Origin of the sequence: Pseudomonas cichorii (assembly GCF_015471405.1) — a bacterium.
Lineage (GTDB): Bacteria > Pseudomonadota > Gammaproteobacteria > Pseudomonadales > Pseudomonadaceae > Aquipseudomonas > Aquipseudomonas serbiensis.
Genome location: NZ_BLVZ01000007.1, coordinates 30,698 through 43,715 on the forward strand (window position 1 = coordinate 30,698; position 13,018 = coordinate 43,715).

At 55.1% G+C, this 13,018-nt stretch carries 13 protein-coding genes; 12 read left to right on the plus strand and 1 reads right to left on the minus strand.

Annotated elements, in window-relative coordinates; genetic code table 11:
• Nucleotides 1–8: 8 nt before the first annotated feature.
• From rpsK to bfr, 6 genes are all read left to right on the plus strand, one after another.
• Nucleotides 9–398 (plus strand): 30S ribosomal protein S11, encoded by a 390-nt coding sequence (gene rpsK / locus JL015_RS11950; protein ID WP_002555466.1) that lies wholly within the window; start codon nucleotides 9–11, stop codon nucleotides 396–398.
• 18 nt (nucleotides 399–416) lie between these two features.
• Nucleotides 417–1,037, plus strand: a complete 621-nt coding sequence (gene rpsD, locus JL015_RS11955) for a 30S ribosomal protein S4 (protein ID WP_122318502.1) — start codon at nucleotides 417–419, stop codon at nucleotides 1,035–1,037.
• A 22-nt stretch (nucleotides 1,038–1,059) separates the two neighbouring features.
• On the plus strand, nucleotides 1,060–2,061 hold the full coding sequence (locus JL015_RS11960; RefSeq protein ID WP_025262044.1) for a DNA-directed RNA polymerase subunit alpha: 1,002 nt from the start codon (nucleotides 1,060–1,062) through the stop codon (nucleotides 2,059–2,061).
• Nucleotides 2,062–2,103: 42 nt separating this feature from the next.
• Nucleotides 2,104–2,490 carry a 50S ribosomal protein L17 gene (gene rplQ, locus JL015_RS11965; RefSeq protein ID WP_025262043.1) on the plus strand — a complete coding sequence of 129 codons (387 nt, stop codon included), beginning with the start codon at nucleotides 2,104–2,106 and terminating at the stop codon, nucleotides 2,488–2,490.
• Between the two features lie 166 nt (nucleotides 2,491–2,656).
• Nucleotides 2,657–4,105 carry a catalase gene (locus JL015_RS11970; RefSeq protein WP_201018611.1) on the plus strand — a complete coding sequence of 483 codons (1,449 nt, stop codon included), beginning with the start codon at nucleotides 2,657–2,659 and terminating at the stop codon, nucleotides 4,103–4,105.
• 155 nt (nucleotides 4,106–4,260) lie between these two features.
• Nucleotides 4,261–4,725: a bacterioferritin gene (gene bfr, locus JL015_RS11975; protein ID WP_201007036.1), complete on the plus strand. Its 465-nt coding sequence runs from the start codon at nucleotides 4,261–4,263 to the stop codon at nucleotides 4,723–4,725.
• An 81-nt stretch (nucleotides 4,726–4,806) separates the two neighbouring features.
• Here bfr and uvrA read toward each other — a convergent pair whose 3' ends face one another.
• Entirely contained in the window at nucleotides 4,807–7,641 is a 2,835-nt protein-coding gene (gene uvrA, locus JL015_RS11980) for an excinuclease ABC subunit UvrA (protein ID WP_201018612.1), read from the minus strand.
• A 140-nt stretch (nucleotides 7,642–7,781) separates the two neighbouring features.
• Between uvrA and JL015_RS11985 the strand changes: the two genes are divergently transcribed.
• The 6 genes from JL015_RS11985 to JL015_RS12010 all read left to right on the plus strand — a co-directional run bounded on the left by JL015_RS11985 (nucleotide 7,782) and on the right by JL015_RS12010 (nucleotide 12,952).
• Nucleotides 7,782–9,176, plus strand: coding sequence for an MFS transporter (locus JL015_RS11985; protein WP_201018613.1), 1,395 nt, complete (start codon nucleotides 7,782–7,784; stop codon nucleotides 9,174–9,176).
• A gap of 9 nt (nucleotides 9,177–9,185) precedes the next feature.
• Entirely contained in the window at nucleotides 9,186–9,731 is a 546-nt protein-coding gene (locus JL015_RS11990) for a single-stranded DNA-binding protein (protein ID WP_201007019.1), read from the plus strand.
• 262 nt (nucleotides 9,732–9,993) lie between these two features.
• On the plus strand, nucleotides 9,994–10,575 hold the full coding sequence (locus tag JL015_RS11995) for a PAAR domain-containing protein (RefSeq protein WP_201018614.1): 582 nt from the start codon (nucleotides 9,994–9,996) through the stop codon (nucleotides 10,573–10,575).
• Nucleotides 10,575–11,147, plus strand: a complete 573-nt coding sequence (locus tag JL015_RS12000) for a type VI secretion system amidase effector protein Tae4 (protein ID WP_201018615.1) — start codon at nucleotides 10,575–10,577, stop codon at nucleotides 11,145–11,147. The genes JL015_RS11995 and JL015_RS12000 overlap by 1 nt, the downstream gene beginning before the upstream one ends.
• Nucleotides 11,144–11,560 carry a hypothetical protein gene (locus tag JL015_RS12005; RefSeq protein ID WP_201018616.1) on the plus strand — a complete coding sequence of 139 codons (417 nt, stop codon included), beginning with the start codon at nucleotides 11,144–11,146 and terminating at the stop codon, nucleotides 11,558–11,560. The genes JL015_RS12000 and JL015_RS12005 overlap by 4 nt, the downstream gene beginning before the upstream one ends.
• A 339-nt stretch (nucleotides 11,561–11,899) precedes the next feature.
• Entirely contained in the window at nucleotides 11,900–12,952 is a 1,053-nt protein-coding gene (locus tag JL015_RS12010) for a LacI family DNA-binding transcriptional regulator (RefSeq protein ID WP_201018617.1), read from the plus strand.
• Nucleotides 12,953–13,018 lie beyond the last annotated feature (66 nt).

Sequence of the window (13,018 nt, forward strand, 5' to 3'; positions counted from 1 at the left end):
ATTTAGTCATGGCAAAACCTGCTGCTCGTCCTCGTAAAAAAGTTAAAAAGACAGTGGTTGATGGCATCGCCCACATCCACGCGTCGTTTAACAACACAATCGTCACCATTACCGATCGTCAAGGTAACGCTCTTTCCTGGGCTACCTCCGGCGGTTCGGGTTTCCGTGGTTCCCGCAAGTCCACCCCGTTCGCTGCTCAAGTAGCTGCCGAGCGTGCTGGTCAAGCTGCGCTGGAGTACGGTCTGAAGAACCTCGACGTCAATGTCAAGGGTCCAGGCCCAGGTCGTGAATCCGCTGTCCGTGCATTGAACGGCTGTGGCTATAAGATCGCCAGCATCACCGACGTGACGCCAATCCCGCACAACGGGTGCCGTCCGCCGAAGAAGCGCCGCGTGTAATCCAGGAGACTGTAAGAAATGGCTCGTTACATTGGTCCAAAATGCAAACTTGCTCGTCGTGAAGGCACCGATCTCTTTCTGAAGAGCGGCGTTCGCGCTATCGAATCCAAGTGCAACATCGAAGCAGCTCCAGGCATCCACGGTCAACGCCGCGGTCGTCAGTCCGATTACGGTACCCAGCTGCGTGAAAAGCAAAAAGTCCGTCGTATCTACGGCGTTCTCGAGCGTCAGTTCAGCGGCTACTACAAAGAAGCTGCCGGCAAGAAAGGCGCAACAGGCGAAAACCTGCTGCAATTGCTCGAATGCCGTCTGGACAACGTTGTATATCGTATGGGCTTCGGCTCGACTCGTGCCGAATCCCGTCAACTGGTTTCGCACAAGTCGATCAGCGTCAACGGCAAAACCGTTAACGTTCCTTCTTACCAGGTTCGTGCTGGTGACGTAGTCGCTATTCGCGAGAAGGCCAAGAACCAACTGCGTATTGTCCAGGCTCTCGATCTGTGTGCCCAACGTGGCCGCGTAGAATGGGTAGAAGTAGACACTGAAAAGAAATCGGGCGTTTTCAAAAGCGTTCCAGCTCGCAGTGATCTATCCGCCGACATCAACGAAAGCCTGATTGTCGAGCTCTACTCCAAGTAAGGGCTAGAAAATAGGTGCATCCATGCAGATTTCGGTAAATGAGTTCCTGACACCCCGCCATATTGATGTGCAGGTTGTCAGTCCAACCCGCGCCAAGATTACTCTCGAGCCTCTCGAGCGTGGTTTTGGCCATACCCTGGGCAACGCGCTTCGCCGCATTCTGTTGTCCTCCATGCCCGGCTGTGCAGTAGTCGAGGCCGAGATTGACGGTGTACTCCATGAGTACAGCGCTATCGAAGGTGTACAGGAAGACGTAATTGAAATCCTGTTGAACCTTAAAGGTCTGGCTATCAAGCTGCACGGTCGAGACGAAGTTACGCTGACCTTGTCGAAGAAGGGTTCGGGGGTGGTTACCGCTGCCGATATTCAGCTGGATCATGATGTCGAGATCGTTAATCCCGATCACGTAATCGCTAACCTGGCGTCTAACGGCGCCTTGAACATGAAGCTCGTAGTAGCTCGTGGTCGTGGTTATGAACCGGCAGACTCGCGTCAGAGCGATGAAGATGAAAGCCGCAGCATTGGTCGTCTGCAGCTTGACTCTTCGTTCAGCCCAGTACGTCGCATCGCCTACGAGGTGCAAAACGCCCGTGTCGAGCAGCGTACCAACCTGGACAAGCTGGTTATTGATATGGAAACCAACGGTACTCTGGATCCTGAAGAGGCTATCCGTCGTGCTGCAACCATTCTGCAACAGCAGTTGGCTGCGTTCGTCGACCTCAAAGGTGACAGCGAACCAGTGGTAATCGAACAGGAAGATGAGATCGATCCGATCCTCCTCCGTCCGGTTGACGATTTGGAACTGACCGTGCGTTCGGCCAACTGCCTTAAGGCGGAGAACATTTACTACATCGGCGACCTGATTCAGCGTACCGAAGTAGAACTGTTGAAGACTCCGAACCTGGGCAAGAAGTCCCTGACTGAGATCAAGGATGTCCTGGCTTCTCGTGGTCTTTCCCTCGGCATGCGCCTCGACAACTGGCCGCCTGCAAGTCTTAAGAAGGACGACAAGGCGACTGCCTGATCGTCGTAATCACCGAACGTTGTGTTTGGTAAGGAATGAACCATGCGTCATCGTAAAAGTGGACGTCACCTGAGCCGTACCAGCTCTCACCGCAAGGCCATGTTCCAGAACATGGCGGTGTCGCTGTTCGAGCACGAGCTGATCAAAACTACACTGCCAAAAGCCAAGGAACTGCGCCGCGTTGCCGAGCCGCTGATCACCCTGGCCAAGGTAGACAGCGTTGCTAACCGTCGTTTGGCTTTCGACCGTACTCGTTCGAAAGAAATCGTTGGTAAGCTGTTCAACGATCTGGGCAAGCGCTATGCAACCCGTCAGGGCGGCTATCTGCGTATCCTCAAGTGCGGTTTCCGCGCTGGCGACAACGCGCCAATGGCGTACGTCGAGCTGGTTGATCGTCCTGTCGGTGGTGTTGTAGAAGCTGCTGAATAAGACGTCAGTCTGAACAAAGAACCGGGCCTTGTGCCCGGTTTTTTGTTTTTTGAAATTCGTAAAAACTATCAGCTCGTATAATTTAATAAATTTGAGAGTGTTTCAGTTCTGACCAATAATCCTCCTCAGACCATTAGCCAGCCCTATAAGACTGAGGAAGAATCGAATGAGCCAGACTAAAACGCTTACGACTGCGAGCGGTGCGCCCGTAGCGGATAACCAGAACTCCCGTTCGGCCGGCCCACGCGGTCCATTGCTGCTCGACGATTTCCATCTGATCGAGAAACTTGCCCATTTCAACCGTGAGAACATCCCGGAGCGTCGCGTACACGCCAAGGGTTCGGGTGCTCACGGCACTTTCACGGTCACCCGCGATATCACCCAATACTCCAGCGCCAAGCTCTTTGAGTCGGTCGGCAAGCAGACGCCTATATTCCTGCGCTTCTCCACCGTAGGCGGCGAGCGTGGTTCGGCTGATACCGAACGTGACCCACGTGGTTTCGCCGTGAAGTTCTACACCGAAGAAGGTAACTGGGACATCGTGGGTAACAACACACCAGTGTTCTTCATCCGCGACCCGCTGAAATTCCCGGATTTCATCCACACCCAAAAACGTCTGCCGCAGAGCAACCTGAAAAGCGCGCAAGCGATGTGGGACTTCTGGTCGTACTCCCCCGAGGCTCTGCACCAGATCACCATCCTGTTTTCGGACCGGGGTATTCCTGATGGCTACCGCCACATGCACGGCTTCGGCAGTCACACCTACAGCCTGATCAGCGCTGCGGGTGAACGTCACTGGGTCAAATGGCACTACAAGTCCAAACAGGGCATCAAAAACCTGACACCTGCGGATGCGGCTCGTCTGGCAGGTACTGACCCGGACTACGCACAGCGCGACCTGTTTAGCGCCATCGAGCGTGGTGAGTTCCCGAAATGGCAGGTGTGCATCCAGTTGATGACCGAAGCCCAGGCCGCCAATCATCACGAGAACCCGTTCGATGTGACCAAGACCTGGTCGCAGAAAGAGTTTCCTCTGATCGAAGTGGGTGAGCTGGAACTCAACCGTAACCCGCTCAACTACTTCGCCGAAGTCGAGCAGGCCGCTTTTGGTCCGAGCAATATGGTGCCAGGCGTTGGTCTTTCGCCTGACCGTATGCTCCAGGGGCGAGTGTTCGCCTACGCCGATGCTCACCGCTACCGTGTAGGAACCAATCACCAGCACTTGCCGATCAATGCTGCGAAAAGCCCGGTAAACAGCTATCAGCGTGACGGAGCAATGGCATTTGGCAGCAATGGTGGTGCAGCTCCGAACTATGAGCCAAACAGCTATGCGGACGCGCCAAAACAGGCTCCTCGTTATGCCGAACCGGCTCTGGCCTTGAGTGGCGCTGCCGATCGTCACGATCATCGTGAAGACACCGACTATTACAGCCAGGCCGGCAAGTTGTTCAACCTGATGGATGCCGATCAGAAGGCGCTGTTGATCAACAATATTGCCGGTGCGATGCAAGGGGTTTCCAGCGATGTGGTGCAGCGTCAGTTGCAGTACTTCTTCAAAGCTGACCCTGCCTATGGCGAAGGTATTGCCAAAGCTTTGGGCGTCCAGCTGGGCTAAGTCGAAGTGAGAAACAGAACCGCCCTCATTTGGGCGGTTTTTCGCTTCTGATAACCCTTTTTTCGCCGCTTTTTATCGGATTATTGCGTTTTTGGAAGTGACCTGACAGTCAGCTTGGTTCAAACTATGGCCTTTCAGCAGGGAGATCTGGTGCGATGCAAGGCCATCCAGAAGTAATCGATTATCTGAACACGTTGCTCACTGGCGAACTGGCTGCTCGTGACCAATATTTCATCCATTCGCGTATGTACGAAGATTGGGGTTTCGCCAAGCTCTACGAACGCATCAATCATGAAATGGAAGAAGAAGCGCAACACGCCGATGCGCTGATCCGCCGTATCCTGATGCTTGAAGGCACGCCGCGCATGCGCCCGGATGATCTGGATATCGGTACCACGGTGCCTGAAATGCTCGCCAGCGACCTGCGTCTTGAATACAAGGTGCGCGCTGCGCTGTGTAAAGGCATCGAGTTGTGCGAACTGCACAAGGATTACATCAGTCGCGACATCCTGCGCCTGCAACTGGCTGACACTGAAGAAGATCACACCTACTGGCTGGAGCAGCAGACTGGTCTGATCAAAGCTATCGGCCTGGAAAACTACCTGCAATCGCAGTTCTGATTTCCCCCGTATAGCAAAAAGCCCCTGCACACTGACGTGGCAGGGGCTTTTTCATTTTGCGTTTCTAGAAAATCGACTGACTCAAGCACGGTCCCTGATCAGCAGAGGCTTGAGATAGTGTCCGGTATAGGACTGCTCCATCTCTGCCACTTCTTCCGGCGTGCCGGTGGCGATAATCTGTCCGCCTCTTGAACCACCTTCCGGCCCGAGATCCACCAGCCAGTCGGCGGTCTTGATGACGTCCAGGTTGTGCTCAATCACTACCACTGTGTTGCCGTGATCGCGCAGGCGATGCAAGACATCAAGCAATTGCTGAATATCGGCAAAGTGCAGACCGGTGGTAGGTTCGTCGAGGATATATAGCGTCTTGCCGGTATCACGCTTGGAGAGCTCGCGAGACAGCTTTACCCGTTGTGCCTCACCGCCTGACAAGGTTGTCGCCGACTGCCCCAGCTTGATGTAGGAAAGCCCCACATCCATCAGCGTTTGCAGCTTGCGCGCCAGGGCCGGAACGGCATCGAAGAAGACACGGGCCTCTTCAATGGTCATTTCCAGCACCTCATGGATGCTCTTGCCCTTGTACTTGATCTCCAGCGTTTCGCGGTTGTAGCGCTTGCTCTTGCACACGTCGCAAGGGACATAAATGTCCGGCAGGAAGTGCATCTCGACCTTGATCAGGCCGTCACCCTGGCAAGCCTCGCAGCGCCCGCCCTTGACGTTGAACGAGAAGCGCCCAGGACCATAACCGCGAGACCGCGATTCCGGCACACCAGCAAACAGCTCACGAATAGGCGTGAACAGTCCGGTGTAGGTCGCCGGGTTCGAGCGAGGTGTACGGCCGATCGGGCTCTGGTCGATGTCCACGACCTTGTCCAGATGCTGCAAGCCATTGATGCTGTCGTGGGTTGCGGCTTCCAGAGTTGTTGCGCCGTTGAGCGCTGTGGCGCTGAGCGGGAACAGAGTGTTGTTGATCAGTGTCGACTTGCCTGAGCCGGAAACACCGGTCACGCAGGTCAGCAAACCAATCGGGATATCCAGGTTCACATTGCGCAGGTTGTTGCCGCGCGCGCCCTTGAGCGTAAGCGACAGCTTCTTGTTACGTGGCGTGCGCTTGGCCGGTACTTCAATCTTGACCCGGCCTGACAGGTACTTGCCTGTCAACGAGTCAGGATGGCTCATCACCTCGTCAGGTGTACCTTCAGCGACAATATTGCCGCCGTGTACGCCAGCGCCCGGGCCGATGTCCACGACATAGTCAGCAAGGCGAATAGCATCTTCATCATGCTCGACCACGATCACGGTATTGCCGATATCGCGCAGGTGCTTGAGTGTGCCCAGCAAGCGGTCGTTATCGCGTTGATGCAGACCAATCGACGGCTCGTCGAGGATGTACATCACCCCTACCAGGCCAGCACCGATCTGGCTCGCCAGGCGAATACGCTGCGCTTCACCACCCGACAGGGTATCGGCGCTGCGATCCAGCGTCAGGTAATCCAGGCCGACGTTGACCAGGAACTGCAAGCGCTCGCGGATCTCCTTGAGAATCTTGTCGGCGATTTCGCCACGGCGTCCGGTCAGCTTCAGGCCACTGAAATAGTCGGTGGCATCGCCAATCGGCAGGTTGGTGACCGCTGGCAGGGTTTTCTCGCCGACCCAGACGTGACGAGCCTCGCGACGCAAACGAGTGCCACGGCAATCCGGGCAAGGCTGAGTACCGAGGAACTTGGCCAGCTCTTCACGGACGGTTGCCGACTCGGTTTCCCGGTAGCGTCGCTCAAGGTTCGGCACGATGCCTTCAAATGGATGCGCACGTTTGACGATATCGCCGCGATCATTCAGATAACGGAAGTCGACATTCTGTGTGCCGCTACCGTTAAGCAGGATTTTCTGCGTTTCGGGAGCCAGCTCCTTGAACGGCACTTCCAGGCTGAAGTCGTAGTGCTTGGACAGCGAGCCCAGCATCTGGAAGTAATAGACGTTACGCCTGTCCCATCCGCGTATCGCTCCCTCTGCCAGCGTCAGCTCGGCATTGACCAGTCGCTTCACATCGAAGTACTGCTTCACGCCCAGCCCGTCACAGGTCGGGCACGCACCGGCCGGGTTGTTGAAGGAGAACAACTTGGGTTCCAGCTCGCTGATGGCATGGCCGCAGATCGGGCAGGCAAAGCGCGCAGAGAAGATGATTTCTTCGCCTGGCTCATCATCCATCGGCGCGACCAGCGCGATGCCGTCGGCCAGCTTCAATGCGGTCTCGAACGACTCGGCCAGGCGCTGCTGCAAGTCCGGGCGAACCTTGAAACGGTCTACCACCACGTCGATGGAGTGCTTCTTTTGTTTGTCCAGCTTGGGCAGTTCGTCGAGTTCAAACAGCTTGCCGTTGACGCGAGCCCGGACGAAGCCCTGAGCGCGCAGTTCCTCGAATACCGAAAGATGCTCGCCCTTGCGCTCGCGAATGACCGGTGCCAGCAGCATCAATTTGCTGCCTTCGGGCTGCGCCAGAACCAGATCGACCATCTGGCTGACGGTCTGGGCTTCCAGCGGAATATCGTGATCCGGGCAGCGTGGTTGACCGACCCGCGCGTACAGCAGACGCAGGTAATCGTAAATCTCGGTAATGGTGCCGACGGTCGAACGCGGGTTATGGGAGGTGGATTTCTGCTCGATGGAAATCGCAGGCGACAGGCCTTCGATAGTATCGACGTCCGGTTTTTCCATCATCGAAAGAAATTGACGGGCGTAGGCAGAAAGAGACTCGACATAACGTCGCTGGCCTTCGGCATACAACGTATCGAACGCCAGCGATGACTTGCCGGAACCGGACAACCCGGTAATAACGATCAGTTTGTCGCGTGGAAGGGTCAGGTCAATGTTTTTCAGGTTGTGGGTTCGTGCCCCACGTATCAGGATCTTGTCCACTGCGGCCTCGCTTGGCGGGCATAAACATCGGAGTATACGGCTGCATGCCATTACGCGGCAAAGCGTCGCGTATCTCTCGTGTATGTGCTGTACCCCGATGGGACTGGTAGAATCGCCGCCGGTTCACACGAGGTTTTTCCATGCACGATCCCTATAGCGAACGGATGAGTAGCGGTGAGACACGCGCAGCAGGCGGTCTGGCCCTGGTGTTCGCTTTCCGAATGCTTGGCATGTTCATGGTTCTGCCGGTCCTGGCAACATACGGTATGGACCTGGCTGGCGCGAGTCCGGCCCTGATTGGTCTGGCCATCGGGGCCTATGGACTGACGCAGGCTGTGTTGCAGATCCCGTTCGGCGTCATCTCCGACCGGATCGGGCGACGTCCCGTGATTTATCTGGGGCTGATCGTCTTTGCACTTGGCAGCCTGGTGGCCGCCAATGCCGACACGATCTGGGGCGTTATTCTCGGGCGCGTCCTGCAAGGTGCCGGCGCGATATCCGCGGCCGTCATGGCCTTGCTATCAGACCTGACCCGTGAACAGCATCGCACCAAGGCCATGGCCATGATCGGCATGACCATTGGTCTGTCGTTTGCCATCGCCATGGTGGTGGGGCCTTTGCTGACGGGGGCTTTTGGCCTGTCAGGACTGTTTCTGGCTACGGGTGGCATGGCGCTGCTGGGAATACTGATCGTGGCGTTCGTCGTCCCGAAAGCCAATGGTCCGTTATTGCACCGTGAGTCGGGCGTCGCTAAACAGGCATTGGGAGCGACCCTGCGTCATCCGGATCTGCTGCGTCTGGATTTGGGTATCTTCGTGTTGCACGCGATGCTGATGTCCAGTTTCGTCGCATTACCGCTGGCGCTGGTGGAAAAGGCCGGTTTGCCCAAGGAGCAGCACTGGTGGGTCTACCTCACGGCACTGTTGATCTCCTTCTTTGCGATGATCCCGTTCATCATCTACGGAGAAAAAAAGCGTCAGATGAAGCGCGTGTTGCTCGGCGCCGTCACAGTTCTGATGCTCTCTGAGCTATCCTTCTGGGCATTCGGCGACACGCTGCGGGCGCTGGTGATCGGGACAGTGGTATTCTTTACCGCGTTCAACCTGCTGGAAGCGTCCTTGCCGTCCCTGATCAGCAAAGTATCGCCGGCGGGCGGAAAAGGCACGGCGATGGGAGTTTATTCAACCAGCCAGTTCCTTGGTTCGGCTGCAGGTGGGATACTCGGCGGCTGGTTGTTCCAGCATGGTGGCCTCGACGTGGTTTTCCTGGGAGGCGCTGGCATGGCCGCCATCTGGCTTGCCTTTGCAGTAACCATGCGTGAACCGCCGTACGTGACGAGCCTGCGCCTGCCGTTGTCGGCCGAGGCCCAGCGTGAAGCAGGCCTGGTAGAGCGTTTAATGTCCGTAGCAGGCGTGACGGATGCAGTGGTGGTGGCTGAAGAGGCCGCCATCTATATCAAACTCGATACAAAATTATTGGATCGTGCGTCTCTGGAAAAGCTGGTCAACCCGGCCCCTGAAGCGTGCGAAGCCTAGGAGAACGTTATGGCCCGTGGGGTTAACAAAGTCATATTGGTCGGTACATGCGGCCAGGATCCCGAAGTTCGCTACTTGCCTAACGGTAACGCCGTGACCAACCTGAGTCTGGCAACCAGCGAACAATGGACTGACAAGCAGACCGGTCAGAAAGTCGAAAAGACCGAATGGCATCGTGTTTCGATGTTCGGCAAGGTCGCCGAAATCGCTGGCGAATACCTGCGCAAGGGTTCCCAGGTCTACATCGAAGGCAAGCTGCAGACCCGTGAGTGGGAAAAAGACGGCATCAAGCGCTACACCACCGAAATCGTCGTCGACATGCAAGGCACCATGCAACTGCTGGGCGGCCGTCCACAAGGCGATGCCCAACAAGGTCAAGGCGGTGGCAACTACGGCAACTCCGCGCCACGCCCACAGCAGTCGCGCCCGCAATCGGCTCCGCCACAGCAGTCGTATTCGCAACAGCCACAACGCGAATCCCGCCCGGCTCCGCAACAGCAAGCACCACAGCCGGCTGCTGATTTCGACAGCTTTGATGATGATATTCCGTTCTAACCTACATAAGACTTTCGTAAAGTTTAAGCTTGAGACCCCCGCACTGCGGGGGTTTCGCGTTATAGGTCTATCAAAAATATCTTGGAGGTTTTAGATAGCCTCAAGTTGTTTCGTATAGATAAAAAAGCATGAGGGTAGTGAGTACAGCTTGAGGCGAGAATGTTACGAGTTGATACATTTTTAGCCATGCGCGCCGCACGGCTTCATGCATGAGATGCGTAAGATCGAGATCGTAATTATTTGACTCAGGAAGGACGTTTGCATGGGACGCAAAATGATTGGAGTTGGAGCTCCTACATCTACGGGTGGCGCTGTACTGGAAGGCAACGTGGGTATTAATATCGATAGTGCAGTCAATACATCATCGGTCGGGCATATGGCTAGCTGTCCCGTATGCAGTGTAGGCAAGGGGCCTATAGTTGCCGTAGGGCCAAGAACCGTTATTTTGCCGGCAGGTCCGGTTGCGTTGGAGGGTGATTACGTCGCTTGTGGTTGTCCACCTGAATCCAATACTGTGATTTTTGGCCAGTCTACTGTCTTTGGTGGCGCTGAGCACACTAATGCCAGTTTTGTGCCTATTGCTGCTGTGGGGAAAGTAAAATCAATAAAAGAAATTTATTTTTCATATGGCAGTAGTCACGAGCCTCTTGCCGATGTTTCTCGATTCTATGTGGATTTGAATGTACATGTGAAAACATCGGGTTATGAGGTTGGCGAGGTTATTGATATTAAAGTTGGAGGTGGTGTAGAGCGTGCTTTTTCGGCCACTGTAGGTGCCGGTGGGGTTGCTGTAGTTTCTGGTGTGCTTATGGATGATCGTATCGACATGGAAGGTGAAGTGTAATGACTAATCTGACGGTAAGTGCTGGTGGGGTTTCTACGGCAGTCAAGGTCAACAGACCTCGTTATAGTGATTTGTGGGAGGCCTATGCCGAAGTAGGCTCCATGGAATCTGCAGCCGTTTATGATTTGGTGGGTGGAGAGGCGGCCGAGTTACGGAGGAAAATTCCCGATAATTATGCGAACTCTTGTGCGCTAAGAATGAGCAGAGCTTTCAACTATGGCGGCTACAAGGTTCCACGGGGCACAATTATCAAGAATAAAAGTATTTACAGGGTGCGTGGCAGTGATGGACTCGCCTATATTTTGAGGGTCAATGATATGATTGACTTTCTGAAGTATAACTGGGGAAAACCTGATTTGGTTATGGCCCCAGGGGACGATGCCTTGATGGCTGGAAAGAAAGGTGTGATCGTCATTGAAGCTGACGGTTGGGAGGATGCAAGAGGGCATGTGGTTCTTTGGAATGGAGAAGTAACCAGCGACGGTTCTGACTATCATCGCCAGGACGGCGAAGATTGGATAGGCTCTACAGGGGTACTTGTGAAGATTAGCTACTGGGAGTTGAAAGGATGAAACAGTTTTTACTGGCTTTTCTTTTTCTTGCTACGTGCTTTGGAAGCGCTGCCTATGGCAGTGTTGATGTCGTAGCAGCCAGGCAGTCTTTAAAAGATTACGGCCTTTCTTATTGTATTGTTAATCAGTTTTCCGATGAGTCTGATATAAAAACGGATATCAAACTTGCCATAGGTGCTTATGGCTTTATGGGGAAAGGTATGCATGCTGTACTCCAAAATGAAGACACCTTGGAAACCTTGCATAACCCTTACAAAGCAACGATGGACTATGTTTTTTCGGCCTATGACAAGGTTTCCGCAGGAAGCAAGTATAGTAAGAAAAAAATGGTGTTCTATGCATGCCTTAAAGTTTATAACTCTAAAGAATTTGATGCGTTTATCAAGTCTCAGGATAAGTACATTCAAAAATAGTCGCTATTGGCTTGGGTACGAGGCTGAATGAATTCGATATTTTTGATGTTGAGCCTGTTAGCCTCCCATGGCGCCCCAGGCTCACACTTCACGCTGAATCATCGCCGCCGACCCCAGCACCTGCTGTTGTGCGGAATCGGATGAGACTGTCGCAGGAGTGAGCAGAACAGTTGACGTCATGATGAACTCTGGGCATAGAACATCTCCATGGAGCCTGACAATTGAGCCGAGCAAGAGTCCCTTCAGCGTAGGATTCTTTTTGAATTCTGCCGCTATAACCCCTCAGCTTTGATAAATTCCCACCCCACAAATCCCACCGCTCCAGACCCCGGAACCATCATGGCGAAAAAAGCAGGCAAGTCGTCCGAGGCAGCGGATTCATCGCTGTCCAAAAAGGCATCGAGCCTCACTCTGATTGACGTGGCGAAGGTGGCGGGTGTTTCGCCCATCACGGTTTCCCGGGCCTTGCATCGTCCTGATGTGGTCAGCAAGGAGGCGCGGGAGAAGGTGCTTGAGGCGGTGCGCAAGACGGGTTATGTGCCGAATATGCTGGCCGGTGGGCTCGCCAGTAACAAGAGCCGGCTGGTGGCGATTTTCCTGCCGACCATCGCCAACTCCATTTTTGCCGATACCGTCCAGGCGCTGATGGACCGTTTGGCCGAAGCTGGTTATCAGACGCTTCTGGGGCTCACCGGTTATTCGGCCGAGCAGGAAGAGAAATTGCTTGAGGCCGTATTGGGGCGGCGTCCTGATGGCATCGTGTTGACGGGGACTTTGCACACCGAGTCCAGTCGCCTGCGGCTGGCGCAGGCGGGGATTCCTGTCGTCGAGGCCTGGGACTTGAGTGATGAGCCGCTCGATATGCTGGTGGGGTTTTCCCATGAGGGCGTCGGCCAGGCCACTGCCCGGCATCTGCTTGCCAAGGGTTACAAGCGTTTTGCTGTGGTGACCATCAGCGACCCTCGCGGCCTGCGTCGCAGCGACAGCCTGGTCGCCGAACTGAACCGGCACGGGATGAATAATGTGCCCATGCAAGTGCTGACGCCGCCCGCGACGCTGGAAACCGGGCGGGAAGGGCTGCGGCAGTTACTCGAAAGCTCTGAAACGCCGGATGTGGTGGTGTGCAGCTCCGATACCGTGGCTCAAGGTGTTCTGGCCGAAGCTGCCAGTCGAGGGCTGCGAGTGCCGGAGGACCTGGCGGTCATGGGCTTCGGGGATCTGACCAGTGCCGCTCAGGTTTATCCGGCGCTTTCGACGGTGCGGGTCGATGGCAAGCACATTGGCGATCAGGTCGCGCAGGCGTTGCTGGATCGTTTCAACTACCCGGCTTCAAGCGCTGATCCAGTGCGGATAGATACGGGATTCACCTTGGTCGATCGCCAAAGTACCTGAGTTCCTTTTCTCGTCAGTCACTGTACGAGTCGTTGAATGATTGCGCAATCAGTGTAGTATCGGCTT

What these genes read in the sequence shown, in the direction of transcription:
- rpsK (WP_002555466.1), top strand. Translation starts at nt 9, where the DNA reads ATGGCAAAACCTGCTGCTCGTCCTCGTAAAAAAGTTAAAAAGACAGTG.
- rpsD (WP_122318502.1), top strand. Translation starts at nt 417, where the DNA reads ATGGCTCGTTACATTGGTCCAAAATGCAAACTTGCTCGTCGTGAAGGC.
- JL015_RS11960 (WP_025262044.1), top strand. Translation starts at nt 1,060, where the DNA reads ATGCAGATTTCGGTAAATGAGTTCCTGACACCCCGCCATATTGATGTG.
- rplQ (WP_025262043.1), top strand. Translation starts at nt 2,104, where the DNA reads ATGCGTCATCGTAAAAGTGGACGTCACCTGAGCCGTACCAGCTCTCAC.
- JL015_RS11970 (WP_201018611.1), top strand. Translation starts at nt 2,657, where the DNA reads ATGAGCCAGACTAAAACGCTTACGACTGCGAGCGGTGCGCCCGTAGCG.
- bfr (WP_201007036.1), top strand. Translation starts at nt 4,261, where the DNA reads ATGCAAGGCCATCCAGAAGTAATCGATTATCTGAACACGTTGCTCACT.
- JL015_RS11985 (WP_201018613.1), top strand. Translation starts at nt 7,782, where the DNA reads ATGCACGATCCCTATAGCGAACGGATGAGTAGCGGTGAGACACGCGCA.
- JL015_RS11990 (WP_201007019.1), top strand. Translation starts at nt 9,186, where the DNA reads ATGGCCCGTGGGGTTAACAAAGTCATATTGGTCGGTACATGCGGCCAG.
- JL015_RS11995 (WP_201018614.1), top strand. Translation starts at nt 9,994, where the DNA reads ATGGGACGCAAAATGATTGGAGTTGGAGCTCCTACATCTACGGGTGGC.
- JL015_RS12000 (WP_201018615.1), top strand. Translation starts at nt 10,575, where the DNA reads ATGACTAATCTGACGGTAAGTGCTGGTGGGGTTTCTACGGCAGTCAAG.
- JL015_RS12005 (WP_201018616.1), top strand. Translation starts at nt 11,144, where the DNA reads ATGAAACAGTTTTTACTGGCTTTTCTTTTTCTTGCTACGTGCTTTGGA.
- JL015_RS12010 (WP_201018617.1), top strand. Translation starts at nt 11,900, where the DNA reads ATGGCGAAAAAAGCAGGCAAGTCGTCCGAGGCAGCGGATTCATCGCTG.